The following is a 26,028-nucleotide window of genomic DNA, read 5'->3' as shown; positions in this document are numbered from 1 at the left end:
GGAAAGGTCCTCGGTGCACTGACGAACCGCCCGCACCGGGGCCCGTAGGCGGATCCTGCCGGCGCCGGGGCGGCTCAGCCCGCGAGCAGGGGGTCCGCCCGGTCGAGGACGCGGGCGATCCGGTCCCAGGTGGCCGTGTCGCGGGGCAGCGCCGGCAGCGTCTCGCCCTCCCCCGTGCCCCAGGCGCGGGCCTGGGCGACGGGGTCGTCTCCGGTGGCGGCGGCCGCGGCGAGGGCGGCGGCACCGAGGGCGACGAGTTCGGTCGCGGCGGGCACGACGAGAGGGCGCCCGGAGAGGCGCCGGACGGTCTCGGTCCAGGCCCGGCCGCGGGCGCCGCCGCCGACCAGGCGCAGCGGCCGGTCCCGTACGGCCGGGTCGGCGGGGTCGAGCCCGCAGGCGGCGAGCACGTCGTCGAGCGCGCGGAGCACCGTGAAGACGGCGCCCTCATAGGCGGCGCCGAGCAGCGCCTGCGGGGTGGTGGCGTGCCGCAGACCGGTGAGGAGGCCGGTGGCGTGCGGCAGGTCGGGAGTGCGTTCGCCGTCGAGGTACGGCAGGAGGACGAGGCCGTCGCCGGGTGCGGCGGCCTCTCGGTCGAGGCCGAGCAGGGTGGCGATCCGGTCGACGGCGAGGGTGCAGTTGAGCGTGCAGCCGAGCGGCAGGTGGCCGCCGTCGGTGGCGGCGAAGCCGGAGACGCCGGGGCTCGTGGCCCGGGTGCGGGTGGCGGCGAAGACGGTGCCCGAGGTGCCGAGGCTGACCACCGGGTGGTCGAGCAGGCCGGCCGTGCCGAGGCCGAGGCCGACGGCGGCGGCCATGTTGTCGCCGGTCCCGGCGGCCACGGGGATCCCGGCGGGGAGGCCGAGTGCCTCGGCGGCGGCGCGGGTGAGGGTGCCGGCCCGGGTGCCGCCGGTGGGGGCGACGGCCGGCAGGAGCGCGGGGTCGAGGCCGAGGAGGGCGAGGATCCCGGGGTCGTAGTCGCTCTTGGCGGGGTCGTACCAGCCGGTTCCCGAGGCGTCGCCGGGGTCGGTGACGGCGGCGCCGGTGAGCCGTTCGGTGAGGAAGTCGTGCGGCAGGCGGACGGCCGCCGTGCGGGCGGCGAGGGCGGGCTCGTACTCCTGCAGCCACTGCCACTTGGCGGCGGTCACGGCGGCCACGGGCACCGAGCCGGTGCGGGCGAGCCAGGCGTCCGGGCCGCCGAGCGCCTCGGTGAGGGCGCCGGCCTGGGGCGCGGAGCGGGTGTCGTTCCAGAGGAGCGCGGGCCGCAGCGGGCGGCCCGCCGGGTCCAGGGTGACGAGGCCGTGCTGCTGTCCGGCGACGGCGATGCCGGTCACGGCGGCGGGCGGCACGGCGGCCTGCCGGAGGCCGTCGGCGAGGGCCCGGCCGAGGGCGGACCACCACTCCTCCGGGTCGGACTCGCGTGCCCCACCCTCACCGGTGACGGTGTGCGGCGCGCGGCCGACGGCGAGCAGGGCGCCGTCCTCGGCGGCCACGACGGCCGCCTTGGTCGACTGGGTGGAGCTGTCGATGCCGACGACCACCGGGCGCTGGGCCATGGACCACCTCTCACTCCCCGCCGCGCGGGGTCGGGCTCTGGCGCCGGGCGGCTCCCGGCGGTATTAGTTATCTCAGAAAACAAATCTCGCGGCCAGCCCCCGGACGGGCGGCCGCGCCCGGAAGGAGCCTCCCGTGACACAGCGTTTCCTCCCCACCCCCGGCGACCGCTTCACCTTCGGCCTGTGGACCGTCGGCTGGCAGGGCCGCGACCCCTTCGGCGACGCGACCCGGCCGGCCCTCGACCCGGTCGAGTCGGTCGAGCGGCTCGCGGCCCTCGGGGCGTACGGCGTGACCTTCCACGACGACGACCTGATCCCCTTCGGCGCGCCGGAGGCGGAGCGCGAGGCGGCCGTGAAGCGCTTCCGGGCCGCACTCGACCGCACCGGCCTCGCGGTCCCGATGGCCACCACCAACCTCTTCACCCACCCCGTCTTCAAGGACGGCGCGTTCACGGCGAACGACCGGGACGTGCGCCGCTTCGCCCTGCGCAAGACGATCCGCAACATCGACCTGGCGGTGGAGCTCGGCGCCTCGGTGTACGTGGCCTGGGGCGGCCGGGAGGGCGCGGAGTCGGGCGCCGCGAAGGACGTGCGCCTGGCCCTGGACCGGATGAAGGAGGCCTTCGACCTGCTCGGCCAGTACGTCACCGAGCAGGGCTACGAGCTGCGCTTCGCGATCGAGCCCAAGCCGAACGAGCCGCGCGGCGACATCCTGTTGCCGACGATCGGGCACGCGCTGGCGTTCATCGAGCGCCTGGAGCGCCCCGAGCTCGTGGGCGTCAACCCGGAGACCGGGCACGAGCAGATGGCGGGCCTCAACTTCCCGCACGGCATCGCGCAGGCACTGTGGGCGGGCAAGCTCTTCCACATCGACCTGAACGGGCAGTCCGGGATCAAGTACGACCAGGACTTCCGCTTCGGCGCGGGCGATCTGCGCCAGGCGTTCTGGCTGGTCGACCTGCTGGAGACGGCCGGCTACGCCGGTCCGCGGCACTTCGACTTCAAGCCGGTGCGCACCGACGGCGCCGACGGCGTGTGGGAGTCCGCGAAGAACTGCATGCGGAACTACCTGATCCTCAAGGAGCGCGCCGCCGCCTTCCGCGCCGACCCGGAGGTCGTCGCCGCACTCGCCGCCTCCCGCCTCGACGAACTCGCCGCGCCGACCGCCCCCGAGGGGCTCGCGGGCCTGCTCGCCGACCCCGCCGCGTACGAGGACTTCGACGCGACGGCGGCGGCCGAGCGCTCGATGGCCTTCGAGCGGCTCGACCAGCTGGCCCTGGAGCACCTGCTGGCGGTGCGCTGACACCCGAAGAAGTCCGGGCCCGGCGAGGACAGCAAGCGCCGTCCCGGCATGGGGCGCGGCGGAGCCGGAGATCGGGCCCGCCCGCTCCCCGGGCACTGCATGGCCCTGGGCCCGGCCTCGACGCCGGGCGTCACGATCAAGGGCTCCTCGGTGGTGTCGTCGGGCGACAACGGGGACCCGGGCGTCGCGACGCCTCTGTCTCCACCAACCGGGCCACGGCCTACGGCGCCCGCAAGGCGGACGGCTCGCTGCCGGGGACGACCTTCCTGACCACGGGGTCGACGACGATCGGCTCGACGATGAACGAGGGCCTGTCCGGCGGATGAGGACACGTTTCTTCCTCGGGGGGACACGGGCTCTCCCGTTCGGCCCAATGATCGTGTCCGGCCCGTGCGTGCGGCGTTGACCGGACCACACGACCGTGTTCCCACGGTCTCGTTCGACAAGGAGTCACTGATGTCTCGCATCGCGAAGGCCGCCGCCGTCCTCGCCGGCACCGGAGCCGTCGCTCTCGGCGGAGCGGGTCTCGCCACCGCCGACGCGGGGGCCGAGGCCCTCGCCGCCCACTCGCCCGGCGTCGCCTCCGGCAACGTGGTCCAGGTCCCGGTCCACGTGCCGGTGAACGTCTGCGGCAACACGGTCAACATCATCGGCGCGCTGAACCCGGCCTTCGGCAACACCTGCGTGAACGGCGACGCCCGCGGCGCCGAGGCCGGCAACGGCGGTCCCGAGGCCGGTCTGCCGGGTCTGCCCGGCCTTCCGGGCACGGATGGTGACCACGGCACCGGTGGCTACGGCGACACCGGCGGTTACGGCGACACCGGCGGTTACGGCGGCTGACCTCCCGGTACCGCAGCGGACGCCCTTGAACGGGGGGCGTCCGCTGTCCTTTCCACCCCCGCCCCGGTCCTTCGGGAGGGACTACAGGCCGGGGCCGTTGTACGCGCCCCGGTGTGGCTTCGTGGTGGCCGAGACGGGGTTGCCCCAGTAGTCGCGGCCGCCGTTGCCGGAGATCACGGAGCCGTTGTTCAGGGCCGGGGACGTGGCGAGCAGCCGGTAGCCGTCGGCGGAGTCGATCGTGTCCCCTCCGGAGCCGGGGTTCACGAACCGGGGATCGCCCGTGATCCCGTTGGCCGTCGGCCTCGGAACGCCCTGGAAGACGTTCCACAGCCAGGAGATGCCCGCGCCGGTGGGCAGCCGGGAGTCGGTGGTGCCCACCCAGATGTTGTTCTCGATCACGCTCTCCTCGGGAAGGGTGACGGAGAGCTTCCTGGCCGTGCAGTAGAAGACGTTGTTGTACATGTGCAGCGCGGACCGGCCGGCGCTGTTGCTGCTCATGCGGCAGTCGTTCTCGGAGACGTTGAAGCGGATCACCTGCCGGGCGCCGCCGATGGTGCCGCAGCCGTCGCAGTCGAGGAAGAACCCGCCGATGTTGTCGCGGCTGAAGTTGTACTGCACGGTGCAGGTGCCCGTGTTGCCCCAGTCGCAGTCGAACGCCTGGCTGTCGGCGACCGACATGCGGGTGATGTCGTGCACGGCGTTGAACTGGATGGTCGGGTCGGAGTCGCCGAGCACCCAGATGCCGGCGAAGTTGCCGCCGGAGAACGGGTACTCGCCGTTGCCGACGCCGGAGGCCTGGTTGTACTGGATCAGTGGGGCCGCCGCGTAGCTGGCGATGATGCCGTCCCCGCCGACGTCCTTGACGAGGTTGTGCTCGATCAGCACCCCGGATCCCTTGACGGCCATCGCGCCGACCCGGATCTTGAGGCCGCCGCCGCCCGTGTTGCTGATCTGGTTGTGGTGGACGTGGATGTCGTGGAGCGTGGAGTTCGCCCCGCTCGCCCCGGTGACGATGCCCGCCGACTGCACGAAGTCCTCGGTGGTCGGGCTGTTCTTGTTCGTCTGGCCGGCGACCCGGTCGACCACGAGATGTCCGACATCGAAACCGCGGTGCGCCGTGCCGTCGGTGGCCGTGATGCGCAGACCGGCACGGCGGGCGAGGGTGGCGGCCGGGTTCGTCAGTTTCAGGTTGCCGATCCGCCAGTGGTCCTGGTTGGTGAAGGACACCGCGTTCGCGGCGCCGCCGCCGTCGATCACGGGCAGCGCGCCGGTGCCGTAGCTGGTGAGGGTGATCGGGGCCAGGGCGGTACCGCTGCCCCGGGGGGCGAGGGAGCCGGTGCAGGTGGTGCCGGAGGCGAACGCGAGCGTGTCGCCGGGGGCGTAGGTCCGTCCGTTGGCCTGAGCGATGCTGTTGAACGGCGAGGCCTGGCTGCCGTCGCCGGCCGACTGCCGTGAGCAGTCCACGTGGATGGTGGTCTCCGCCGCCGCGGCAGGTGCGCCGGTGGCGGGTGCGGCGGCGACGCCGGTGCCGCTCGCGAGTGCGAGGGCGACCGCGAGGACAGCCGTCCTCGCCCCCCGCCGCCCGGGGAAGGCCCGCATGGTCATGGCACGTCACGCCCTTTCTGGAGGTCCGGTGCCGCCAGAAGCTATGAGCGAGCCGTGAACGAGTCAATGGAAAGGTGTCGTTTGATCGAATTTCGATCAAACATCGGCGGGTCGGCCGTCGGGGACCGTCGGGTCGCCGTGCATCGGCACGCCGACGGCGTGCGGCCGGGCGGGTCCCTTGTCGGGGCCCGCCCGGCCGGATCGTACGCGGAGCGGATGCTCTTCGCGGGGCGGCGGTTGTTATTCGAGCAGTTCCGCGTACGAGCCCATGGCCAGGGCGATGTCCGCCTGGGCCCAGAACCGGTGGTAGGTGAAGACGGGGGCGGCGCCGCCCGCCAGGTAGGCCTCGATCTTCGGCCAGGCCGGGTCGTTCTCGTAGAAGGAGCGGATCGAGGCGAACGTGGACGAGGAGTTCACGGTGTCGCCGTTGGGCATGGTGCCGGTCCAGCCGCTGGGGACGTAGACCGGGTCGTCGAAGCGGTTGTAGTCGGCGCGGGTCTCCGGGACGGCGATGCCCAGCGGGTCCTGGTGGTGGGTCCACATGCCGTCGAGGAGGGCCTTGGCGACGCGCTTGGCCTCGGCGTGGCCGGACTTGGCCGCGTAGTAGGTGAGGGTCTTGGCGTAGGCGGCGGCCACGCCGACGTCGTCGGTGTAGTCGGCGACGGTGACGTGCAGGCCGGCGTTGGCGCCGGGGCTCGCCGGGTTCCAGGTGTCGGGGGCGCCGGACCACTGGAGGGTGGAGGGGACGCGGTAGGTGCCGTCGGGGTTGATCGTGGTCTTGGACAGTGCCCAGGTGACCCACTTGTCGAGAACTGTCTTGGCGTCGGTGTCCCCGGTCTGCTGGTAGTACTCGGCGACCCGCTCCATCGACCAGGCCTGGAAGCCGAACCACTGGTTGGACGGCGGGTCGTGGTAGACGGGCTTCTCGTCGTAGTAGAGCCCGTGGAAGGTGGGCGTGCCGGCCGGCGGGGTGGCGTAGCGGCCCTGCCAGCTGTTGGTGGCGCCGCCCGCGATGGCGCCCTCGGACGACTGGAGCCAGCGGTAGAACTCCAGCTGCCGGTCCAGGCTGGTTCCCCAGTCCGCGGCGCCGGTGGCCGACTTGGGCTTCAGCGGGGCGTAGGAGCTGAGGGCGTAGGCGGCCAGCGGGTTCTGGTAGCCGCCGTGGGCGTGGCTGGAGCCGATCCGCCAGGACCAGGCGGCGCTGGTGTCGGTGGCACCGCCCCAGGCGTAGTACCAGGACATCAGGTAGTGGGCGCTGTTCTTGCCGCTGCCCGCCGGGCAGGTGGTGGGCCCGACGCAGTCGCCGGACTTCTTGAAGTACTTGTCGAACATGGAGTAGCGCAGGTAGTCGCCCATCTTGGCGGCCTTGCCGACGGTCGTGGCGACCTGGGCGCCCTTGCCCTGCTGCTTGGCCCACACGTCGGCCCAGTAGGCGGCCTGGACGGCGCGGGCGTCGGCGTCGGGGGCGTTGGTGAACTTCCACTGCTTGGCGTACGAGGAGTCCCCGGTGAACAGGTCCAGGTAGCCGTTCCTGCCGCCGAAGGAGAAGTTGTCGCAGGTGGGGTGGGTGACGGTCTCCCAGACCGATTCCTGCGGTCCGCGCTGGAAGGTGTTGATGTACGAGGGGCCGGTCGCGGCCGGTCCGGTGGAGCACTTGCCGGGCTCGTTGCCGTAGCCGTAGACGTTGTCGACGTCCTGGATCCAGTGCATGCCGTAGATGTCGTCGGTGCCGTAGGCGCTCTTCAGCTCGGCGGCGAGCGGGTCGGAGCCGGAGGTGACGGAGGAGTCGAGCCGGGCCGGGTACTGGGACGGCAGGTCCCACTCGGGGGCGTAGGTGGCGGGCTTCGAGGCGTTGTAGGAGGAGTTGGTCGGCTGGTCGGCGTGGGTGGGGATCATGTACTTCTCGAGGGTGTCCCACGCGCCGTTGAACTTGGACCAGTCGCCGGTGACCTTCCCGTACATGGCCTGGAGCCAGACGAGGTAGCTGTAGGCCTCGGAGGTCGTCTCGTGGCCGTGGTCGGGGGCCTCGACGATCAGGGTCTCGACGGAGTGGTACGGGATGCCCTCGGGCGAGAAGTAGCCGTTGGCCGAGTTGGTGATCTTCCCGTAGAGGTCGAGGAAGCGGGCCTCGTACGTGGAGTTCGCGGCCAGCTGGGCGACGGTGACCTCGGCCGTGGTGTGGCCGGGGGCGGTCGCGGTGAAGACGGCGGTGCCGGTGCCGGTGGCCGCGGCGGTGACGGTCACCTTCTGGGCGGTGTTCCAGTTCGCCGGGGTGAAGGTGAGGGTGGCCGGGCTCGCGGTGAGGCCGGTGACGCCGGACGTGCGGGCGACGCTCACGGTCACGTTCGCGGCCGGCTGGGTGGAGAGCTTGAGGTCGAAGGTGCCGCTCGTGCCCTGGCGCACGGAGAGCTGGGCGGGGGTGGCGACGAGCGCGGCCCCGGCGGCGACGGTGATGCCGACGGGGGCGGACTCGCCGGTGGCGCCGAGGGAGTCGTAGGCCTTGGCGTAGAGCGAGTGGGTGCCGGCCGCAAGGGAGCCGGCGGAGAGGGTGAAGGGTGCGGTGGTGTCGGTGCCGAGCAGGGTCGTGTCGCTGTAGAACTCGACCTTGCTGACGGTCGCGCCGTCGGCGGCGGCCGCGGTGGCGGCGAGCGGGACCGGGTCGCCCTGGGTGTAGACGGCGCCGGGCGCGGGGCTGGTGAGGACCGCTACCGGGGGCTGGTGGGCGCCGGTGCAGGGGGTGCCGTTGACGGTGAAGGAGGTGGGCGCCGTGTTGCTGCCGGTGTACGAGAACTGGGCGCCGGTCGTGACGGCGGCCCCGGCGGCGACGGTGCCGTTCCAGGAGGCGTTGGTGACGGTGACGTTCTTGCCGGACTGGGTCCAGGTGCCGTTCCAGCCGTTGCTCAGCTTCTGGTCGCCGGCGTAGCTGTAGCCGAGGGTCCAGCCGTTGAGCGCGGTGGTGGAGCGGTTGGTGAGGGTGAGTTCGGCGGTGAAGCCGGAGCCCCAGTCGTTGGTGCGGTAGTCGACGCTGCACTGCACGTCGGCGGCCCGGGCGGGGGTCGGGCCGACCGCGAGCAGGGGGGCGGGCAGGGCCAGCAGGGCGGCCAGCGCGGTGAGGGGCCGGACCGGGCGGCGTGGGCCGCGGGGCCGGCGGAGGCGTGGTGGCATGCGGGTGGTTCTCCTCGCGGCTCGAAGGTGGGGTGGGTGCGAGCGGGGTGGTGCGAGGCCGAGTGGTCAAGCTCTGAACCAGTGGGAGCGCTCCCACTGTGCAGACCCGGCATGGCGCCGTCAAGATGCCCGAAGAGTCGAAGGCCCGCCCGCCGGAATTTGCTCAACTCCTCTTTTCCTTGGCGTGAGTTGGCGCTACGGTCTGCCGCACCAGTGGGAGCGAATCCATCCCGTCGGCACCCCGATCCCGGGGTGTCCTCGCTGTGAGGACTCGCTCATGCGACACCCCCCACGTCTGACGGCGCTGCTCGCGGGAGCGGCGCTCGCGACGGCGGGCACCGCTCCCGTCGTCACGGGTACGGCCTCGGGAGCCGGAACCGCCCGCGCCGTGGAGTACTCGGGCGACCTGTTCAACGAGCCCTGGGCGAGACCACCTGCGCCAACGGATCCGTCGACCGCGTCATGAAGTGGTTCGACGACCGCGGCCTGTCCTACCTGGGCTGGACCCGGAACAGCTGGAACCGCGCTTCCGGGCCCTCGCTCATCACCTCGCACGACGGCACTCCCACCGCATTCGGCATCGGGCTGCGCGACCACCCGCGCACCCCGAACGGACACTGAAAGGGCACCCCCACACCATGAGCCGCACGAAGAGCCGCACCGCCCTGCTGGCGGCGCTCGGCCTGATCGCCGCCACCGGCGCGACGGCCACCGCACTGGGCACCGCGACCGCCGGCGCCGCCGCCGCGGGCTGCAAGGTCGACTACCAGATTGCCAGCCAGTGGAACAACGGCTTCACCGCCAACGTCACCGTCACCAACCTCGGCGACCCGGTGAACTCCTGGACCCTCGGCTGGAACTACGCGGGCGACCAGAAGGTCACGCAGGGCTGGAACGCCGTCCTCAGCCAGTCCGGCGCCGCCGTGACCGCGAAGAACCTCTCCTACAACGGGACCCTCGCCACCGGCGGATCCACCTCCTTCGGTTTCAACGGCACCTACAGCGGCACCAACGCCGTGCCCGGGACCTTCACGCTCAACGGCGTGACCTGCACCGGCTCCGTCCCGACCACCCCGCCCACCACTCCCCCGACGACACCCCCCACCACCCCGCCGACCACGCCGCCGCCGGCCGGCACCAAGGCCGACAACCCCTACGCCGGCGCCCGGGTGTACGTGAACCCGGAGTGGTCCGCGCACGCCGCGGCCGAGCCGGGCGGCACCAGGGTGTCGAACCAGCCCACCGGCGTCTGGCTGGACCGGATAGCGGCCATCAACGGCGTGAACGGCGGCATGGGCCTGCGCGCCCACCTCGACGAGGCGCTGCGCCAGAAGGGCGACGGCGAGATGGTCGTCCAGTTCGTCATCTACAACCTGCCCGGCCGGGACTGCGCGGCCCTCGCGTCCAACGGCGAGCTCGGCCCGACGGAGATCGACAAGTACAAGACGCAGTACATCGACCCGATCGCGGCGATCCTGTCCGATCCCAAGTACGCGAGCCTGCGGATCGTCACCACCGTCGAGCTGGACTCGCTGCCCAACCTCGTCACCAACGTCTCGGGCCGCGCGACCGCGACCCCGAACTGCGACGTGATGAAGGCCAACGGCAACTACATCAAGGGCGTCGGCTACGCCCTCAACAAGCTCGGCGCGATCCCCAACGTCTACAACTACGTGGACGCCGGACACCACGGCTGGCTCGGCTGGGACGACAACTTCGGCCCCTCCGCCGAACTCTTCAAGACGGCCGCGACGGCGGAGGGCTCGACCCTCGCCAACGTGACCGGCTTCATCGTCAACACCGCCAACTACAGCGCCCTCAAGGAGGACCACTTCAGCATCGACGACACCGTCAACGGCGTCACGGTCCGCCAGTCCAAGTGGGTGGACTGGAACCGCTACACCGACGAGCTGTCGTACGCCCAGGCCATGCGCGACAAGCTGGTCTCGATCGGCTTCGACCCGAAGATCGGCATGCTGATCGACACCTCCCGCAACGGCTGGGGCGGCACCGCCCGGCCGACCGCGCCCGGCGCGAAGACCGACGTCAACACCTATGTCGACGGCGGCCGTTACGACCGTCGCCTCAACACCGGCAACTGGTGCAACCAGGCGGGCGCGGGCCTCGGCGAACGCCCGAAGGCGGCCCCGGAGCCGGGCATCGACGCGTACGTCTGGATGAAGCCCCCGGGCGAGTCCGACGGCGCGAGCTCGGAGATCCCGAACGACGAGGGCAAGGGCTTCGACCGCATGTGCGACCCGACGTACACCGGCAACCCCCGGAACAACAACAACCTGTCGGGCGCGCTGCCGAACGCGCCGCTGTCCGGCAAGTGGTTCTCGGCCCAGTTCCAGGAGCTCATGAAGAACGCGTACCCGGCACTGTGACGCACTGAGCGCCCCTCGCCAGGGGGCCGACAGGCGCCGGGAGGGGGCGCGGGGGCATCGCCCCGCGCCCCCTTCGTGGTACGTTTCCGCCCGCCGTGCGCCACCGCGAACCGAGGAGGTGAGACCGATCCACACGATGACAGGTCGGGCCTTCCTCCCCCGCATGGCCTAGGGAGAGCCCGCAGCAGGCATCCCGAAAGGCATGACACCACCATGCGCTCCTCCCTCCTTTCCGCTTCGTCTTCCTCCTTCCCCTCCTCGGTGTCCCTCGGCGCCGCGAGCTCGTCCGGCGGCGTGCACGAGCAGTTCTTCACGCTCGGCGAGGTTCCGGGCGTGCTGTGGACGCCGGAGGGCGCCACCGGACCCCGCCCGCTCGTCCTGATGGGACACGGCGGCGGGCACCACAAGAAGGCCCCCGGCGTCCTGGCCCCGGCGCACCGCTTCGTGACCGAGCTCGGATACGCGGTCGTCGCCGTCGACGTGCCGGCCCACGGCGACCGGCCGAAGGTCGAGGAGTACGACCGGCTGGCGGCCGAGAACCGGGAGCGGATCGCGGCCGGGGCCGAACTCGCCCCGCTGATCGCCGAGTTCCAGGCGCTCGTGGCGCGCCGGACGGTGCCCGAGTGGCGGGCCGTCCTCGACGCGGTCCAGCGGCTCGACCACGTGGGCAACGGCCCGGTCGGCTACTGGGGCGTGTCGCTGGGCTGCGGCCTCGGCGTCCCGTTCGTCGCCGCCGAGCCCCGGGTCCGCGCCGCCGTGCTCGGCCACGGCGGGGCGCTCGCCTCGGCGGCGGAGGCGGCCCGGATCACCGTGCCCGTGGAGTTCCTGCTCCAGTGGGACGACGAACGGGTGCCGCGGGCCGAGGGCCTGGCGCTCTTCGACGCCCTCGGCTCGGCGGAGAAGACCCTGCACGTCAACCCCGGCCCGCACGGCGAGGTTCCCGCGTACGAGCTGGACAGCACGGTGCGCTTCTTCGCCCGCCACCTCGGCTGACGGACCCGCGCGGTGCGGGCGTCCGGCTCAGGAGGACGCCCGCACCACCAGCTCCGTCGGCAGCACCTGCCGCGCCGACCGCCCCTCGTCCTCGCGATCGCCCTCGCCGGCGAGCTCCCGCAGCAGCATCCGCGCCATGGTGCGGCCCATCTCCTCGATGGGCTGGCGCACGCTGGTGAGGGGCGGGTCCATCAGCCGGGCGACGGCGGAGTCGTCGACGCCCACGAGGGCCACGTCCTCGGGGACCCGGCGACCGGCCTCGCGCAGCACTCCGCGGGCGCCGGCGGCCATGACGTCGGAGGCGGCGAAGACGGCGTCGAGGTCGGGCGCGCGCTCGATCAGGGCGCGCATGGCGCGGCGGCCGCCCTCCTCGGTGAAGTCGCCGGTGGCGACGAGGAGTTCGTCGGGGGCGAGGCCCGCCGCCACGATGCCCTCGCGGTAGCCGTCGAGCCGGGCCCGGGCCACGTACATGTCGAGCGGTCCGGTGATGGTGGCGATCCGGCGGCGGCCGCGGGCGGCCAGGTGGGCGACGGCGGCGCGGCCGGCTCCGGCGTTGTCGGAGTCGACGAACGGGGCGGCCTCGTCCGCGGTGCGCCGGCCGTTGAGGACCACGGGCAGGCCGAGTTCGCGGACCCGCTCGGGCAGCGGGTCGTCGGCGTGCACGGAGGCGAGCAGGACGCCGTCCACGCGCCGTGCTGCCACGTACTGCTCGAAGCGCTGCCGCTCCCGCTCGGTGCGCACCAGGGTGAGCAGCAGCTGCTGGTCGGCGGCGCCGAGTTCGGCGCTGATGCCCCGGATGATGTCGAGGAAGTAGGGCTCGGCGAAGAGCCGGGCCTCGGTCTCGGGGATGACCAGCGCGATGGCGTCGGTGCGGCTGCCGGCGAGGGTGCGGGCGGCCTGGTTGGGGACGTAGCCCAGCTCCTCGATGGCCCTGCGGACGGCCTCGCGGGCCTGTTCGCTGACCCTCGGCGAGCCGTTGATGACCCGGGACACGGTGCCCCGGCCGACCCCGGCCCTGACCGCGACCTGTTCCAGCGTGGGCCTGCCACTGTGCCGTCCGCTCACGACCCTCGTACTCCCCTCGTGCGGGCTCGCCCCGTCCCTTGCGGCGATCAGGTCAAGATAGGCCACGATCCCGGCTCGCGTCGCACACGGCACCCTTCGGGAAGCGAAGGCGGCCCCGGGCGATGGGAGCGCTCCCACCGTACCCGAAACAGGACACCGCACACCGCTCGCCGGCACTCGTAACGAATCCGCGTTCATGTCTTGACACTGCCGCCCGGCAGGCAGGAACCTTCCGGCAACGACGACGTGGGAGCGCTCCCATCCGGCCTGCCGACGACCGGACGGGTCCGAGACGCACGCCCCCGCGCCAGGGCTCCACCCGCACGACGAGCACCACGACGAGCACCACCTTTGGGACGAGGAGAGTGGAATGCGCACATCCAGCAGCAGACGGGCCCCCGGCCGCGCCCGCCGCACCGCCCTGGCGGCGACCGCGGCACTGGTCGCCGGCACGGCCCTGCTCACCGGCTGCGGGGACGGCGGTGACGGAGGGGACTCCGCCGACGGCGGCACGATCACGCTGCGGATCGGGACCTACGGTTCCTTCGGCTACGACAACAAGACCGGCGCCAAGCTCTACGCCGAGTACGAGAAGAGCCACCCCGGCATCAAGATCGTCGAGTCGAACGTGGCCGACGGGCAGAAGTACTGGGACACCCTCAAGCTGAGGCTCTCCCGCAACAGCGGGCTCGCCGACATCCAGGCGGTCGAGGTCGGCTACATCGCCGAGGCGACCGGCCCCACGATGGCGGACAAGTGGGTCGACCTGTCCAAGACCGGCGGCGCGGACCTCGGCGCCTTCCTCGACTGGAAGGTCAAGCAGGCCACCACCGCCGACGGCAAGGTGATCGCCCTCGGCACCGACATCGGTCCGATGGCCATCTGCTACAACAAGGAGCTCTTCGCCAAGGCCAAGCTGCCCACCGACCGCGCCGAGGTCGGCCGGCTGTGGGCGGGCGACTGGGCCAAGTTCGTGGAGGTCGGCAAGACCTACCAGAAGAGCGCGCCGGCCGGGACCTTCTTCCACGACTCCGCGAGCGGTCTGTTCAACGCCGTCGTCAACAGCGACCCCGAGCAGTACGCGAACAGCAAGGGCGAGCTCGCCTGGGAGACCAGCCCGGGCGTGAAGCTGGCCTGGAACACGGCCGTCTCGGCGGCCCAGAGCGGGATCACCGCCAAGCTGCGCCAGTTCGACGAGAAGGGCACCTGGAACGCGGCCTTCAAGAACTCGAAGTTCGCCACGGTCGCCTGCCCGAGCTGGATGACCGGCATCATCAAGGACCAGGCCGGCCCCGGCAACCAGGGCAAGTGGGACATCGCCGCACCGCCGGTGGCGGGCAACTGGGGCGGTTCCTTCCTCGCCGTGCCGAAGTCCGGAAAGCACGCCAAGGAGGCGGCGGAGCTGGCCGCCTGGCTGACCGCCCCCGCCCAGCACGCCAAGGTCTTCGCGGTCAACGGCAACATCCCGTCCACCAAGGACACCCTCTCCTCCCCCGCCGTGATCGGCGCGAAGCTGCCCTATTTCGGCGACACCCCGGTCGGCGAGATCTACTCCGCCGCGGCCGCCGGGATCAAGCCCGCGCCGATCAGCCGCTGGGACGGCCAGGTGAAGACCTTCCTCACCGACAACGGCATCCTCGACATCGAGCAGCGCGGCACCGACCCGGCCAAGGCCTGGGAGAACGTCAAGAAGCTGGTCGACGACAAGATCGACCAGTAGCGGGAGACGGCGGGGGCCCGGCCGCCCGCACGGCCGCCGGGTCCCCGCCGCAGCGCCCCACCCGTACGCACCGAACCGGAAGGACGCCCCCGTGGCCACCTCCCTGCGGGCCAGGAGGAGCGGCTCCCCGCCGCCCGACGCACCGCCCGCCCGCTCCTCGCGCCCCGGCGCCCACCGCCCGGCCGGCGGCGGCCCGTCCGCCCTGCGCCGCCGGCTCTACCGCTGGGACCTGAAGGCGACCCCGTACGCCTTCGTCGCCCCCTTCTTCCTCACCTTCGCCGCCTTCGGGCTTTTCCCGCTGCTCTACACCGGCTGGCTCTCGCTCAACCGGGTCGAGCTGGGCGGCGATCCGCAGTGGAAGGGCCTGGAGAACTACACCGACCTGGCCGACAGCGAGTTCTTCTGGAACGCGCTCGGCAACACCTTCACCATCGGTGTGATCTCGACCGTGCCGCAGCTCCTCATGGCGCTCGGCCTCGCGCACCTGCTCAACTACAAGCTGCGCGGCCGCGGTTTCTTCCGGGTCGCGGTCCTCGCCCCGTACGCGACCTCGATCGCCGCGGCGACCCTGGTCTTCACCCAGCTGTTCAACAAGGACTACGGACTCATCAACTCGGCGCTCGGCCTGGTCGGTTTCGACCCGGTCGACTGGGAGTCCTCCAAGTGGCCGGCGCAGATCGCCATCTCGGTGATCGTGACCTGGCGGTGGACCGGCTACAACGCGCTGATCTACCTGGCCGCGATGCAGGCGGTGCCGCAGGACCTGTACGAGGCGGCCGCCCTCGACGGGGCCTCCCGCTGGCGGCAGTTCCTCAGCGTGACCATCCCCTCGATCCGGCCGACCATCCTGTTCACCGTCATCGTCTCGACCATCGGCGCCACCCAGCTGTTCGGCGAGCCGATGCTCTACGGCGGCAGCGTCGGCATCTCCGGCGGCAGCGGCAACCAGTTCCAGACCCTGAGCCTGCTGATGTACGAGAAGGGCTGGGTCACCGGCGCGCTCGGCCAGGCCTCGGCCATCGCCTGGGTGATGCTGCTGCTCCTGCTGCTCATCGGCGGCGTCCAGGCGCTCGTCGCCCGCGCCAACCGCAAGAAGCTGGGGGGCTGACCGTGCGCACCCGAATCCGCCCGTCGCTGCGCCCGGCCGCCGGCCGGCAGCACCACGCGGGACCGCTCACCTACGTGCTGCTCGGCCTCGCCGCGCTGGTCTCGCTCTTCCCGCTCTACTGGAACCTGGTGGCCGCCTCGCACACCGGCGAGCGGGTGGTCAGCGCCCCGGCGCCGCTGCTGCCCGGGCCCCGGCTCTTCGACAACCTGTCCTTCGCCTGGAACCAGGTCGACATGGGCGAGGCGCTGGTCAACACGACGGTCGTCGCCGCGCTCGTCGCGCTGTCCACGGTGCTGTTCTCCACGCTGGCCGGCTTCGCCTTCGCCAAGCTGCCGTTCAAGGGCCGCAACGTGCTGCTCGCCCTGGTGGTCGCGACGATGACGGTGCCGCCGCAGCTGAGCGTGATCCCGCTGTACCGGATCATCACCGACCTGGGCTGGGTCGACCAGCTGCAGTCGGTGGTGCTGCCCTCGCTCGTCGCCGCCTTCGGCGTGTTCTTCATGCGCCAGTTCCTCGTCGAGGCGCTGCCCGTCGAGCTGGTGGAGGCGGCCCGGATGGACGGGGCGCACTCGCTGCGGATCATCTGGCACGTGGTGTTCCCGGTCGCCCGGCCCGCGATGGCCGTGCTCGGCATGCTGGTGTTCGTCCAGGCCTGGAACGACTTCTTCTGGCCCTTCATCGCCCTCACCCCGGACGGCAGTCCGACCCTCCAGGTGGCCCTCGCCGGGCTCGGCGCCGGCAACCACAGCGTGGACCAGGCCGTGGTGCTGACCGGCGCGCTGATCTCGACGGTGCCGCTGCTGCTGGTGTTCGCCGTGCTCGGCAAGCACATCGTCGGCGGGATCACCGCGGGCGCGGTCAAGAGCTGACGCCCGCGCGCCGATTCCTTCTCCGTACCGCCCGGGTACGCGTCCTTTTCCCGTCCCTATCCCCGTTGGGAGCGTCCTCGTATGACCGCGTCCGAAACCCGGCCGCTGACCGCCGTCCGCCGATTCCCGTCCGACTTCCTGTGGGGCGCGGCCACCGCCGCGTACCAGATCGAGGGGGCGGCGGCCGAGGACGGCCGGACGCCGTCCATCTGGGACACCTTCTCGCACACTCCCGGGAAGGTCTTCGAGGGCCACACGGGCGATGTCGCCGTGGACCACTACCACCGCTTCCGCGAGGACGTGCGGCTGATGTCCGAGCTCGGGCTCAACGCGTACCGCTTCTCGGTGTCCTGGTCGCGGGTGCAGCCCACCGGGCGCGGCCCGGCGGTGCAGAAGGGCCTGGACTTCTACCGGCGGCTGGTGGACGAGCTGCTCGCGGCCGGCATCGAGCCGGCGCTGACCCTCTACCACTGGGACCTGCCGCAGGAGCTGGAGGACGCGGGCGGCTGGCCGGAGCGGGCGACGGCGGAGCGCTTCGCCGCGTACGCGACGCTGGTCGCCGACGCGCTGGGCGACCGGGTGACCCGCTGGACCACGCTCAACGAGCCGTGGTGCAGCGCCTTCCTGGGCTACGGCTCCGGGGTGCACGCGCCGGGCCGGACCGACCCGGTGGCCGCGCTGCGCGCCGCGCACCACCTCAACCTGGCGCACGGGCTCGCGGTGCAGGGCCTGCGGGCGGCGCTGCCGGCCGGGGCGCAGCTGGCGGTCTCGCTGAACCTGCACGAGGTGCGGCCGCTGACCGGCTCGGCGGAGGACCGCGAGGCGGCCCGCCGGATCGACACGGTGGGCAACGAGGTGTGGCTGGGCCCGATGCTGGAGGGGCGCTATCCGGAGGAGCTGTTCGCGGACACCGCCCACCTGACGGACTGGGGCTTCGTCCGGGCCGGCGACACGGCGGCGGCGGGACAGCCGCTGGACTGGCTGGGCATCAACTACTACACGCCGACGGTGGTCTCGCAGGTCCGCGCGGGCGAGGCCAAGCCGCAGGACGACGGCCACGGCGCCAGCGACTTCTCGCCGTGGCCGGGCGCCGACGACGTCGCCTTCCACCAGGCGGACGGGCCGCGGACGGCGATGGGCTGGCCGGTGGACCCCTCGGGCCTCACCGACCTGCTGACCCGGGTCGCGGCGCGCCGTCCGGGGCTGCCGCTGGTGGTGAGCGAGAACGGCGCGGCGTACGAGGACGTGGTCGGCCCGGACGGCTCGGTGCACGACCCGGAGCGCATCGCCTACGTGCACGCGCACCTGGAGGCCGTGCACCGGGCGGTGGAGGCCGGCGTGCCGGTGCGGGGCTACTTCCTGTGGTCGCTGCTCGACAACTTCGAGTGGGCGTACGGCTATGCGAAGCGGTTCGGCGCGGTGCACGTGGACTACGACACGCTCGCGCGCACCCCGAAGTCGAGCGCCCGGTGGTACGCGCGCGTGGCGCGGTCGGGCGAGCTGCACGCCCCGGAGGCGCACGCCTGAGCGAAGATCGTGAAGCGGTACGGTTTCCGGGCGGTCCGCCACCCGGGCCGTACCGTCACGGAGGAAGAGCACGCGCATGTCTGTGATCCACCGCACCACCATGGCGCCGACCAAGCTGGAGCTGCTGGCGGCCTGGCTGCCGACCCGTCCCTGGTACCGGGGCGGCGGGGACACCGTTCCGGAGCTGGCGAGGGCGGGCGGTTTCCGGCTCGACGACCCGGAGGGCGAGGTGGGCATCGAGTTCATGGTGGTCACGGACACCGCCGGGGACGAGACGCACGCCTATCTGGCGCCGATGACCTACCGCGGGGCGCCCCTGGAGGGCGCCGAGCACGCGCTGATCGGCACTTCGGAGCACGGGGTGCTCGGCACCCGCTGGCTGTACGACGGGGCGCACGACCCGGTGCTCCTCGGCGCGCTGACGGCGCTCCTGGAGGGCCGTGCGGAGCCGCAGGCGCAGAGCGAGACGGACACCCCGGACCCGACCGTGGCCGCCTCCTTCGACGGCCCGGCGGGCGCGTGGGACGCGTCGGCCGCGCCGGTCGTGGCGGACGGGGCGCACGGCACGGACGTGCGGCTCGGGGCGGGCGCGCTGTCGCTGCGGATCGCCCGGGTCCTGGACGAGAAGGCGGCCGGCCCGCGCGGCCAGGTGGTGACGGGCTGGTCGCTGCCGGACGGCGAGCGGCGCCGCGGGGCGTACGTGCTGGTGCTCGACCCGTCCTGAGGCCGGGGGCCCGGCCGGGACGCCGGACCGTCAGAACACGGACAGGCCGGTGATGGTGGTGAACCGGTCGAGGGCGGTGACGCCCGCGACCGAGTTCCCCCGCTCGTCGAGCCCGGGGCTCCACACGCACAGGGTGCAGCGCCCGGGGACGACGGCGATGATGCCGCCGCCGACGCCGCTCTTGCCGGGCAGTCCGACCCGGTAGGCGAAGTCGCCGGCGGCGTCGTAGGTGCCGCAGGTCATCATCACCGCGTTGACCTGCTTGGCCTGGCTGCGGGTGAGCAGCCGGGAGCCGTCGGCGCGGACGCCGTGTCGGGCGAGGAAGCCGGTGGCGAGGGCGAGGTCGGCGCAGGAGGCCTCGACGGAGCACTGGCGGAAGTACTCGCGCAGCAGGGTGGGCACCGGGTTGGCGATGTTGTCGTACGAGGCCATGAAGTGCCCGAGGGCGGCGTTGCGGTCGCCGTGCGCGGTCTCGGAGGCGGCGACGTCCCGGTCGAAGTCGAGGTCCTGGTTGCCGCTCTCAGCGCGCAGGAAGTCGAGCAGGACGCCGGAGGCGTCGCCGGTGATGCGGTGCAGCTGGTCGGTGACGACGAGGGCGCCGGCGTTGATGAACGGGTTGCGCGGGATGCCGTTCTCGTACTCCAGCTGGACCAGCGAGTTGAAGGGGTTGCCGGAGGGCTCGCGGCCGACGTGGTCCCACAGCGCCTCGCCCTTGCGGGCGAGGGCGAGCGCGAGGGTGAAGACCTTGGTCACGGACTGGGTGGAGAAGGGCCGCTGCCAGTCCCCGACGCCGTACACCGTGCCGTCGAGCTCGGCGACCGCCATGCCGAAGCTGCCGGGGTCGCCCGAGGCGAGTGCGGGGATGTAGTCGGCCGGCCGCCCGCGCTCCGTGAGGCCGGCGATCTCCTCGGCGATCCGGTCGAGGACGGGTTCGAACGTCAACAGCATGATCACATCATGCCGCGCCGCCGGAGCCGACGAGTGGCAGGGCCGGGGCGGACGGGTCAGGGTGGCTGGAGGGACCGAGTCGGGGGGCCGGACGGGAGAGAGGTGAGCCGGGTGCCGCTGACCGCGGACGAGCCGGGCGCGCCCTGCTGGCTGAGCCTGGCGGCGCGCGACCTCGGCGCGGCGGAGGAGTTCTACGGGGCGGTGCTCGGCTGGACCTTCCGGCACGGGCCGCTGGGCCAGGGCTTCTCGGTGGGCGAGCGGGACGGTGTGCCGGTGGCCGGCATCGGCGAGGTGGCGGAACGGATGGCGGTGCCGGTGGCGTGGACCGTGTACTTCGCGGTGCCCGACGCGGACGTGGCGGTGGCGCGGATCCGGGAGCGCGGCGGCACGGTCGGGGTCGGTCCGGTGGCCTTCCCGCCGCGCGGGCGCGCGGCGCTGGCCACGGACGTGGAGGGCGCGGCGTTCGGCGTCTGGGAGGGCCGGGTGTCCTCGCGGTGGCGGATCGGCGAGCACCGGGCGCCGGCCTGGCTGGAGCTGCACACCCGCAACGCCTTCGACGCGGCCCTGTTCTACGGCGGCGTCCTGGACTGGGCGGACGGCACGCCGGACGCGCCGCAGCGCTTCGAGGTGGCCTACGAGCACGAGCAGGTGGTGCTGCGCCGGCACGGCGAGGCGGTGGCCCGCCTCAACAGCGGCCCGGCCGAGTCGGCGGCGGCGCAGCCCCAGCTGCGCCCCCGCTGGCTGGTGCACTTCCGGGTGCCCGACCTGGAGCGCGCCACGTCGGCGGTCCTGGAGCTCGGCGGCCATCTGGTCCCGGAGGCGGACCACGGCTGGTCCGCCCCGGAGGACCGCCGCACGGCGACGGTGCGGGACCCGCAGGGCGGTCTCTTCACGCTGGACGAATGGGGATCGGACGACTAGGACGCCGCTTCCGGGTCCGGTCGGGCTTCCGGGACCTCCAGGTCGAGGTCGCCGCCCTCGGCGGGGGCGAACCAGCGTGCGGTGTCCTCGGGGGTCACTCCGGCGAGGGTCGGCGGGTTCCAGCGGGGGTTGCGGTCCTTGTCGACGACCTGGGCGCGGATGCCCTCGGCGAGGTCGGGCGAGCGGAGGGCGGCGCTGGAGAGGCGGAACTCCATGATGAGGGCCGCTTCGAGGGAGTCGAGGGCGCGGGCGCGGCGGACGGCGGCGAGGGTGGCCTTGAGGGCGGTGGGCGAGCGGGTGAGGAGGAGGGTGGCGGTCTCCTTGGCCTCGGGGACGCCGGAGTCGGTGAGGCGCTGGACGATCTCCTCGACGGTGCCGGCGCCGTAGCAGGCGTCGATCCAGTCGCGCCGGGCGGCGAGCTCGCCCTCCGGGGCGGGCCGGGCGAAGCGGGCCAGGACGGCGGCGGCGTCCGCCTCGGCGAGGGCGGCGGTGAGCGCGGGCAGCTCGGCGGCGGGCACGTGGTGGTCGGCGAGGCCGGTCAGCAGGGCGTCGGCGGCGCCGACGGGGGTGCCGGTGAGGGCGAGGTGGGTGCCGAGTTCGCCGGGGGCGCGGCCGAGCAGCCAGGTCCCGCCGACGTCGGGGACGAGGCCGATGCCGGTCTCGGGCATGGCGACGCGGGAGCGTTCGGTGACGACCCGGACGGAGGCGTGACCGGACAGGCCGACGCCGCCGCCCATGACGATGCCGTCCATGAGGGCGACGAACGGCTTGGGGTAGCGGGCGATGCGGGCGTTGAGCCGGTACTCGTCGCGCCAGAAGGCGAGGGAGGCGCTGCCGCCGGCGACGGCGTCGGCGTGGATGGCCCGGATGTCGCCGCCCGCGCAGAGTCCGCGTTCGCCGGCTCCCCCGAGCACGACGGTGCCGATGGCGGGGTCGTCGGCCCAGGCCGTGAGCGCCTCGTCGATCCGGCGCACCATGCCGTGGGTGAGGGCGTTGATGGCGCGCGGCCGGTTGAGGGTGAGGAAGCCGGCGCGGCCCTCGGTGTGGACGAGGACCTCGGGCTCGGAGAGGTCGGCGGTGACCGACATGCTGTGTCCTTCCGGCGGCCGAAACGATCTTCCGTCCACCGTAACGGTCCGGACCGCGTCCGCACAGGGCCCGCCGTCCGCGGGCCGCCGCCCCCGGTCGCTCTCCGTGGCGGCTGCCCCGACCGCGCTCCGTGACCGGCACGCGGCCGGGGCGGGTCCGCGGGCACTCCGCCGCGGTCTCCGTTTCCCTGGGGGCGGGGCCGGGGGCAGCATGGAAGGAGCCCCCCGGTGAGCAGGGCGGGAAGGAGCACACCGTGACGGAACGCGCGGACCGGTCCGCGGGTGGACAGCGTGCGGGACCGACCGGGCTGCGGAGCGTAGCGGGCCAGGTGTTCGCGCTGCAGGCGGTCATCGCCCTGCTGATCGTGGCCGCCGCGGCGGTCGCGCTGGTGCTCCAGGGGCGGTACGACAGCGAGCGCGACGCCCGCAACCGCTCGCTGGCCGTCGCCGAGGCCTTCGCGCACGCGCCGGGCACGGCGGTCGCCCTGCGCTCCCCCGATCCCACGGCGGTGCTCCAGCCGCGCGCCGAGGCCGCCCGGAGGGCCTCCGGCGTCGACTTCGTCGCGGTCCTCGCGGTGGACGGCACCCGCTACACGGACACGGAGCCGGAGCTGATCGGCCAGAAGGCCAGCGGCGACGTGGGGCGGGCGGCGAACGGCGAGTCCTTCACCGAGATCTTCCACGGCGCGCCGAACGACGCGGTGCGCGCGGTGGTGCCGGTCCGGGACGACCGGGGCGGCGTCGTCGGCATGGTGAGCAGCGGCATCGAGGTCGAGACCGTCGGGCAGGCGGTGCAGGGCCGGCTGCCCGTGCTGCTGGGCGCGGCGGCCGGCGGCCTGGCGCTCGCGGTGGGCGGCGCGGGCCTGGTGAGCGCCCGGCTGCGGCGCCAGACGCACGGCCTGGGCCCGGCGGAGATGACCCGGCTGAAGGAGCACCACGAGGCGGTGCTGCACTCGGTGAAGGAGGGCGTGCTGATCGTCGCGGGCGACGGACGGCTGCTGCTGGCGAACGACGAGGCGCGCCGGCTCCTGAAGCTGCCGGAGGACGCCGAGCGGCGCCATGTCCGCGAGCTCGGCCTGGAGCCCCGTACCGCCGCGCTGCTGCTGTCCGGGCGGGCCGCGACGGACGAGGTGCACCTGGCCGGGGACCGGCTGCTCGCGGTGAACGTGCGGCCGACCCGGTACGGCGCCGCGGAGCGCGGCTGTGTGATGACGATGCGCGACACCACCGAGCTCGCCGCCCTCGCCGGCCGGGCGGAGGTGGCGCGGGGGCGGCTGCGGCTGCTCTACGACGCGGGCACCCGGATCGGCACGACGCTCGACGTGGTCCGGACGGCGGAGGAGCTGTCGGAGGTGGCGGTGCCGCGGTTCGCCGACTTCGTGACGGTGGAGCTGCTGGACCCGGTGGTGCGGGGCGAGGAGCCCTCGGGGGCGTACACGGAGATGCGGCGGACGGCGCTGACCGGGGTGCGGGCGGAGACCCCGCTGCAGCCGGTGGGCGACCTGATCCGTTTCGTGGTGCCGACCACGCCGATGGCCTCGGCGCTCCAGGAGGGCCGGGCGGTGATCCAGCCCGACCTGGCGGCGGCCCAGGGCTGGCGGGCGCAGGACCCGGAGGGCGCGGCACAGGCGCTGGCGTACGGGCTGCACTCGCTGCTCACGGTGCCGCTGCTGGCCCGCGGGGTGGTGCTCGGGATGGCGAACTTCTGGCGGGGCAGCGACACTCCGGAGCCGTTCGGCGAGGAGGACCTGTCGTTCGCGGAGGAGCTGGCGGCCCGGGCGGCACTCGCCATCGACAACGCCCGCCGGTTCACCCGGGAGCACTCGATGGCGGTGGCGCTGCAGCGCAGTCTGCTCCCCCGGGTGCTGCCCGAGCAGAACGCGATGCAGGTCGCCTACCGCTATCTGCCGGCGACGGCGGGGGTGGGCGGCGACTGGTTCGACGTGATCCCGCTGCCCGGGGCGCGGGTGGCGCTGGTGGTGGGCGACGTGGTGGGGCACGGGCTGCACGCGGCGGCGACGATGGGCCGGCTGCGCACGGCGGTGGCGAACTTCTCCACCCTGGACCTGCCGCCGGAGGAGCTGCTCGGCCACCTGGACGAGCTGATCGACCGGCTCGGCGAGGAGACGGAGCCGGGGCTGCGGGCCGAGACGGGGGTGGCCGCCGACGGGGATCCCGGGGAGGGCACGGCGGGCGCGACCTGTCTGTACGTCATCTACGACCCGACCACGGGGGCGTGCACGATGGCGAGCGCGGGGCATCCGGGTCCGGCCCTGGTGCGGCCGGACGGCAGCGTGGAGTTCCCCGCGGTGCCGGCCGGCCTTCCGCTGGGCCTGGGGCTCGGCGACCGCCCGTTCGCCTCGGCCCGGCTCAAGCTGGAGCCGGGCAGCAAGCTGGTGCTGTTCACGGACGGGCTCCTGGAGGGCCGGCAGCGGGACTACGACGCGGGGCTGCGGCTGCTGCGCGAGGCCCTGGCGCGGCCGGGCCGGACACCCGAGCAGACCTGCGCGGACGTGCTCGCGACGCTGCTGTTCCCGGTGCCGGGCGACGACATCGCGCTGCTCGTGGCGCGGGCCGACCGTATTCCGGCGGACCGGATCGCCGAGTGGGAGGTGCCGTCGGATCCGTCGGCGGTGGCGCCGGTGCGCACGGAGGCGGCGGCCCGGATCGCCGGGTGGGGCCTGGAGGAGGCCGGGTTCACGGCGGAGCTGGTGCTGAGCGAGCTGATCACCAACGCGATCCGGTACGGGCGGCCGCCGGTGCGGGTGCGGCTGGTGTACGACCGGGTGCTGATCTGCGAGGTGTCGGACGGCAGCAGCACCTCGCCGCACCTGCGGCACGCGGCGGACACGGACGAGGGCGGCCGGGGCCTGTTCCTGGTGGCGCAGTTCGCGCAGCGCTGGGGCACCCGCTACGCGCGGCGCGGCAAGACGATCTGGGCGGAGCTGCCGGTGACCCCGGACGGCCCCGGCGGCAACGCCGTGGCCGGAGCGGGCGCGGAGCCGGTGCCGGACCTGAGCGCGCTGGAGGATCTGGCCTGGTGAGGGGCGTGTGCGGGTGGAGGACGGGTGCCGTCTAGGCTCTCCGGGAGCGATCTTGGAGGAGAGCATGACGAGCCCGGCCGGCACCGGCGCGCTGCACCACGTGGAGATCTGGGTGCCCGACATCGGGCGGGCCGCCGCCTCGTTCGGGCCGCTGCTCGAAGCGCTGGGCTACGCGCCGTTCCAGGAGTGGGAGCGGGGCCGGAGCTGGCGGCTCGGGGCAACGTATCTGGTGTTCGAGGAGTCGCCGGCGCTGAGCGCGGGCACGCACGACCGGCTGCGGCCGGGCCTCAACCATCTGGCGTTCCACGTGGCGACGCGGGAGGAGCTGGACCGCCTGGTGGCGGGTGCGCCGGCGGCGGGGTGGCGGCTGCTGTTCCCGGACCGGCATCCGCACGCGGGCGGGGAGCGGAGCTGCGCCGCCTATCTGGAGAACGCGGACGGGTTCGAGGTGGAGCTCGTCGCGGCCGAGTGGTGAGGGCCCGGCCGGGCGCGGGCCCCGGGGTTCCACTCCGCCCGTAGTACTCTCGGCGGAGCGGTGAAGTGCCCGGCGGGTCCGGGCGGGTGACGGAAGCGGGGACGATGGCGCGCAGCAACCCGGAGCGCAGGGCGGCCCTGGTGGACGCGGCGATCGAGGTCCTGGCCCGGGAGGGCGCCCGGGGCCTCACCTTCCGCTCGGTCGACACCGAGGCGGGCGTCCCGCCGGGCACGGCCTCCAACTACTTCGCCAACCGTGACGACCTGCTGACCCAGGCGGGCGCCCGGGTGTACGAGCGCCTCCGGCCGGACGACGAGACGATCGCGCGGCAGCGCGTGGCGAGCCCCGACCTCGCCACGTACACCGAGTTGATGCGCGAGCTCGTGGGCCGGGTCAGCTCCTTCCGCACCGGCTACCTCGCCCTTCTGGAGCTCCGTCTGGAGGCCACCCGCCGTCCGGAGCTGCGCGCCGTCCTGACCCAGCGGGTCCGGGCCGACGTCGAGGCCAACGTGGCCTACCACGAGAGCACCCACCTGCCCGGCGACGCGACCGCCGTGAAGCTGCTGATGCTGGCCTTCAACTGGCTGATCGTGGAACAGCTGACGCTGCCCGAGGTCTTCTCGGAGGAGGAGCGCGACGCGCTGATCGCGGCGGCGGTCGAGCGGATCGTGGGCGCGGGCTCCGGCGCGTAACGGG

Annotated in this window: 19 protein-coding genes and 1 pseudogene; 14 read left to right on the top strand and 6 right to left on the bottom strand. The window is 73.4% G+C overall.

Translation table 11 applies throughout. The annotated features are described in order from the left end of the window. Nucleotides 1–74: 74 nt before the first annotated feature. Nucleotides 75–1,550, bottom strand: a complete 1,476-nt coding sequence (xylB, locus tag ACIGW2_RS27350; RefSeq protein ID WP_399846643.1) for a xylulokinase — start codon at nucleotides 1,548–1,550, stop codon at nucleotides 75–77. Between the two features lie 133 nt (nucleotides 1,551–1,683). On the opposite strand from xylB, the gene xylA reads away from it, so the two are divergent. Both xylA and ACIGW2_RS27340 read left to right on the top strand, forming a co-directional pair. Further along, nucleotides 1,684–2,853: a xylose isomerase gene (xylA, locus tag ACIGW2_RS27345; protein ID WP_391655449.1), complete on the top strand. Its 1,170-nt coding sequence runs from the start codon at nucleotides 1,684–1,686 to the stop codon at nucleotides 2,851–2,853. A 456-nt stretch (nucleotides 2,854–3,309) separates the two neighbouring features. Further along, nucleotides 3,310–3,693 (top strand): chaplin family protein, encoded by a 384-nt coding sequence (locus ACIGW2_RS27340; protein WP_391655448.1) that lies wholly within the window; start codon nucleotides 3,310–3,312, stop codon nucleotides 3,691–3,693. Nucleotides 3,694–3,774: 81 nt separating this feature from the next. Here ACIGW2_RS27340 and ACIGW2_RS27335 read toward each other — a convergent pair whose 3' ends face one another. Together ACIGW2_RS27335 and ACIGW2_RS27330 are read right to left on the bottom strand one after the other, a co-directional pair. Beyond that, nucleotides 3,775–5,298 (bottom strand): right-handed parallel beta-helix repeat-containing protein, encoded by a 1,524-nt coding sequence (locus ACIGW2_RS27335; RefSeq protein WP_399846641.1) that lies wholly within the window; start codon nucleotides 5,296–5,298, stop codon nucleotides 3,775–3,777. Nucleotides 5,299–5,538: 240 nt separating this feature from the next. After that, complete coding sequence (locus tag ACIGW2_RS27330; RefSeq protein ID WP_399846639.1) at nucleotides 5,539–8,463, bottom strand: glycoside hydrolase family 48 protein; 2,925 nt, start codon at nucleotides 8,461–8,463, stop codon at nucleotides 5,539–5,541. Between the two features lie 420 nt (nucleotides 8,464–8,883). Here ACIGW2_RS27330 and ACIGW2_RS27325 point away from each other — a divergent pair. The 3 genes and pseudogenes from ACIGW2_RS27325 to ACIGW2_RS27315 all read left to right on the top strand — a co-directional run. After that, nucleotides 8,884–9,084: pseudogene (locus ACIGW2_RS27325) on the top strand (cellulose-binding protein); the annotation flags it as partial. Between the two features lie 17 nt (nucleotides 9,085–9,101). Beyond that, complete coding sequence (locus ACIGW2_RS27320) at nucleotides 9,102–10,850, top strand: glycoside hydrolase family 6 protein (RefSeq protein WP_391655445.1); 1,749 nt, start codon at nucleotides 9,102–9,104, stop codon at nucleotides 10,848–10,850. A gap of 213 nt (nucleotides 10,851–11,063) precedes the next feature. Further along, complete coding sequence (locus ACIGW2_RS27315; RefSeq protein ID WP_399846637.1) at nucleotides 11,064–11,843, top strand: dienelactone hydrolase family protein; 780 nt, start codon at nucleotides 11,064–11,066, stop codon at nucleotides 11,841–11,843. Between the two features lie 27 nt (nucleotides 11,844–11,870). Here ACIGW2_RS27315 and ACIGW2_RS27310 read toward each other — a convergent pair whose 3' ends face one another. After that, nucleotides 11,871–12,908, bottom strand: a complete 1,038-nt coding sequence (locus ACIGW2_RS27310) for a LacI family DNA-binding transcriptional regulator (RefSeq protein ID WP_399846635.1) — start codon at nucleotides 12,906–12,908, stop codon at nucleotides 11,871–11,873. A 370-nt stretch (nucleotides 12,909–13,278) separates the two neighbouring features. Between ACIGW2_RS27310 and ACIGW2_RS27305 the strand changes: the two genes are divergently transcribed. The 5 genes from ACIGW2_RS27305 (at nucleotide 13,279) to ACIGW2_RS27285 (ending at nucleotide 18,856) form a co-directional block, all read left to right on the top strand. Further along, nucleotides 13,279–14,628: an ABC transporter substrate-binding protein gene (locus tag ACIGW2_RS27305; protein WP_391655442.1), complete on the top strand. Its 1,350-nt coding sequence runs from the start codon at nucleotides 13,279–13,281 to the stop codon at nucleotides 14,626–14,628. Nucleotides 14,629–14,719: 91 nt separating this feature from the next. Beyond that, nucleotides 14,720–15,736, top strand: a complete 1,017-nt coding sequence (locus ACIGW2_RS27300) for a carbohydrate ABC transporter permease (protein WP_391655441.1) — start codon at nucleotides 14,720–14,722, stop codon at nucleotides 15,734–15,736. Between the two features lie 2 nt (nucleotides 15,737–15,738). Beyond that, the gene (locus tag ACIGW2_RS27295; RefSeq protein ID WP_361581873.1) at nucleotides 15,739–16,605 is read left to right on the top strand and encodes a carbohydrate ABC transporter permease; all 867 of its coding nucleotides are present in this window, start codon (nucleotides 15,739–15,741) and stop codon (nucleotides 16,603–16,605) included. 81 nt (nucleotides 16,606–16,686) lie between these two features. Beyond that, a complete protein-coding gene (locus ACIGW2_RS27290; RefSeq protein WP_391655439.1) occupies nucleotides 16,687–18,132 on the top strand; it encodes a GH1 family beta-glucosidase in 1,446 nt (481 codons plus the stop codon). Nucleotides 18,133–18,208: 76 nt separating this feature from the next. Then, nucleotides 18,209–18,856, top strand: a complete 648-nt coding sequence (locus ACIGW2_RS27285; protein WP_391655438.1) for a 1,4-alpha-glucan branching protein — start codon at nucleotides 18,209–18,211, stop codon at nucleotides 18,854–18,856. 30 nt (nucleotides 18,857–18,886) lie between these two features. On the opposite strand, the gene ACIGW2_RS27280 is transcribed toward ACIGW2_RS27285, so the two are convergent. Then, the gene (locus tag ACIGW2_RS27280; RefSeq protein ID WP_361581881.1) at nucleotides 18,887–19,804 is read right to left on the bottom strand and encodes a glutaminase; all 918 of its coding nucleotides are present in this window, start codon (nucleotides 19,802–19,804) and stop codon (nucleotides 18,887–18,889) included. Nucleotides 19,805–19,915: 111 nt separating this feature from the next. On the opposite strand from ACIGW2_RS27280, the gene ACIGW2_RS27275 reads away from it, so the two are divergent. Beyond that, the gene (locus tag ACIGW2_RS27275; protein ID WP_361581884.1) at nucleotides 19,916–20,725 is read left to right on the top strand and encodes a VOC family protein; all 810 of its coding nucleotides are present in this window, start codon (nucleotides 19,916–19,918) and stop codon (nucleotides 20,723–20,725) included. Here ACIGW2_RS27275 and ACIGW2_RS27270 read toward each other — a convergent pair. Next, entirely contained in the window at nucleotides 20,722–21,813 is a 1,092-nt protein-coding gene (locus ACIGW2_RS27270) for an enoyl-CoA hydratase/isomerase family protein (protein ID WP_399846632.1), read from the bottom strand. The two genes, ACIGW2_RS27275 and ACIGW2_RS27270, sit on opposite strands and share 4 nt — an antisense overlap. A gap of 329 nt (nucleotides 21,814–22,142) precedes the next feature. Between ACIGW2_RS27270 and ACIGW2_RS27265 the strand changes: the two genes are divergently transcribed. From ACIGW2_RS27265 to ACIGW2_RS27255, 3 genes are all read left to right on the top strand, one after another. Further along, on the top strand, nucleotides 22,143–24,857 hold the full coding sequence (locus tag ACIGW2_RS27265; protein WP_399846630.1) for a SpoIIE family protein phosphatase: 2,715 nt from the start codon (nucleotides 22,143–22,145) through the stop codon (nucleotides 24,855–24,857). Between the two features lie 64 nt (nucleotides 24,858–24,921). Beyond that, nucleotides 24,922–25,332, top strand: coding sequence for a VOC family protein (locus ACIGW2_RS27260; RefSeq protein WP_391655435.1), 411 nt, complete (start codon nucleotides 24,922–24,924; stop codon nucleotides 25,330–25,332). A gap of 104 nt (nucleotides 25,333–25,436) precedes the next feature. Then, a complete protein-coding gene (locus ACIGW2_RS27255) occupies nucleotides 25,437–26,024 on the top strand; it encodes a TetR/AcrR family transcriptional regulator (protein ID WP_391655434.1) in 588 nt (195 codons plus the stop codon). Nucleotides 26,025–26,028: the final 4 nt, after the last annotated feature.

The organism is Streptomyces sp. NPDC053541 (genome assembly GCF_044544705.1).
GTDB lineage: Bacteria > Actinomycetota > Actinomycetes > Streptomycetales > Streptomycetaceae > Streptomyces.
This window is presented reverse-complemented; position numbering and strand designations above follow the sequence as displayed.

Excerpts from the sequence above, each read along its gene's own strand:
- ACIGW2_RS27320 (WP_391655445.1), top strand. The coding sequence starts at position 9,102 with ATGAGCCGCACGAAGAGCCGCACCGCCCTGCTGGCGGCGCTCGGCCTG.
- ACIGW2_RS27315 (WP_399846637.1), top strand. The coding sequence starts at position 11,064 with ATGCGCTCCTCCCTCCTTTCCGCTTCGTCTTCCTCCTTCCCCTCCTCG.
- ACIGW2_RS27285 (WP_391655438.1), top strand. The coding sequence starts at position 18,209 with ATGTCTGTGATCCACCGCACCACCATGGCGCCGACCAAGCTGGAGCTG.
- ACIGW2_RS27260 (WP_391655435.1), top strand. The coding sequence starts at position 24,922 with ATGACGAGCCCGGCCGGCACCGGCGCGCTGCACCACGTGGAGATCTGG.
- ACIGW2_RS27305 (WP_391655442.1), top strand. The coding sequence starts at position 13,279 with ATGCGCACATCCAGCAGCAGACGGGCCCCCGGCCGCGCCCGCCGCACC.
- ACIGW2_RS27335 (WP_399846641.1), bottom strand. The coding sequence starts at position 5,298 with ATGACCATGCGGGCCTTCCCCGGGCGGCGGGGGGCGAGGACGGCTGTC.
- ACIGW2_RS27330 (WP_399846639.1), bottom strand. The coding sequence starts at position 8,463 with ATGCCACCACGCCTCCGCCGGCCCCGCGGCCCACGCCGCCCGGTCCGG.
- ACIGW2_RS27290 (WP_391655439.1), top strand. The coding sequence starts at position 16,687 with ATGACCGCGTCCGAAACCCGGCCGCTGACCGCCGTCCGCCGATTCCCG.
- ACIGW2_RS27280 (WP_361581881.1), bottom strand. The coding sequence starts at position 19,804 with ATGCTGTTGACGTTCGAACCCGTCCTCGACCGGATCGCCGAGGAGATC.
- ACIGW2_RS27255 (WP_391655434.1), top strand. The coding sequence starts at position 25,437 with ATGGCGCGCAGCAACCCGGAGCGCAGGGCGGCCCTGGTGGACGCGGCG.
- ACIGW2_RS27270 (WP_399846632.1), bottom strand. The coding sequence starts at position 21,813 with ATGTCGGTCACCGCCGACCTCTCCGAGCCCGAGGTCCTCGTCCACACC.
- ACIGW2_RS27340 (WP_391655448.1), top strand. The coding sequence starts at position 3,310 with ATGTCTCGCATCGCGAAGGCCGCCGCCGTCCTCGCCGGCACCGGAGCC.
- xylB (WP_399846643.1), bottom strand. The coding sequence starts at position 1,550 with ATGGCCCAGCGCCCGGTGGTCGTCGGCATCGACAGCTCCACCCAGTCG.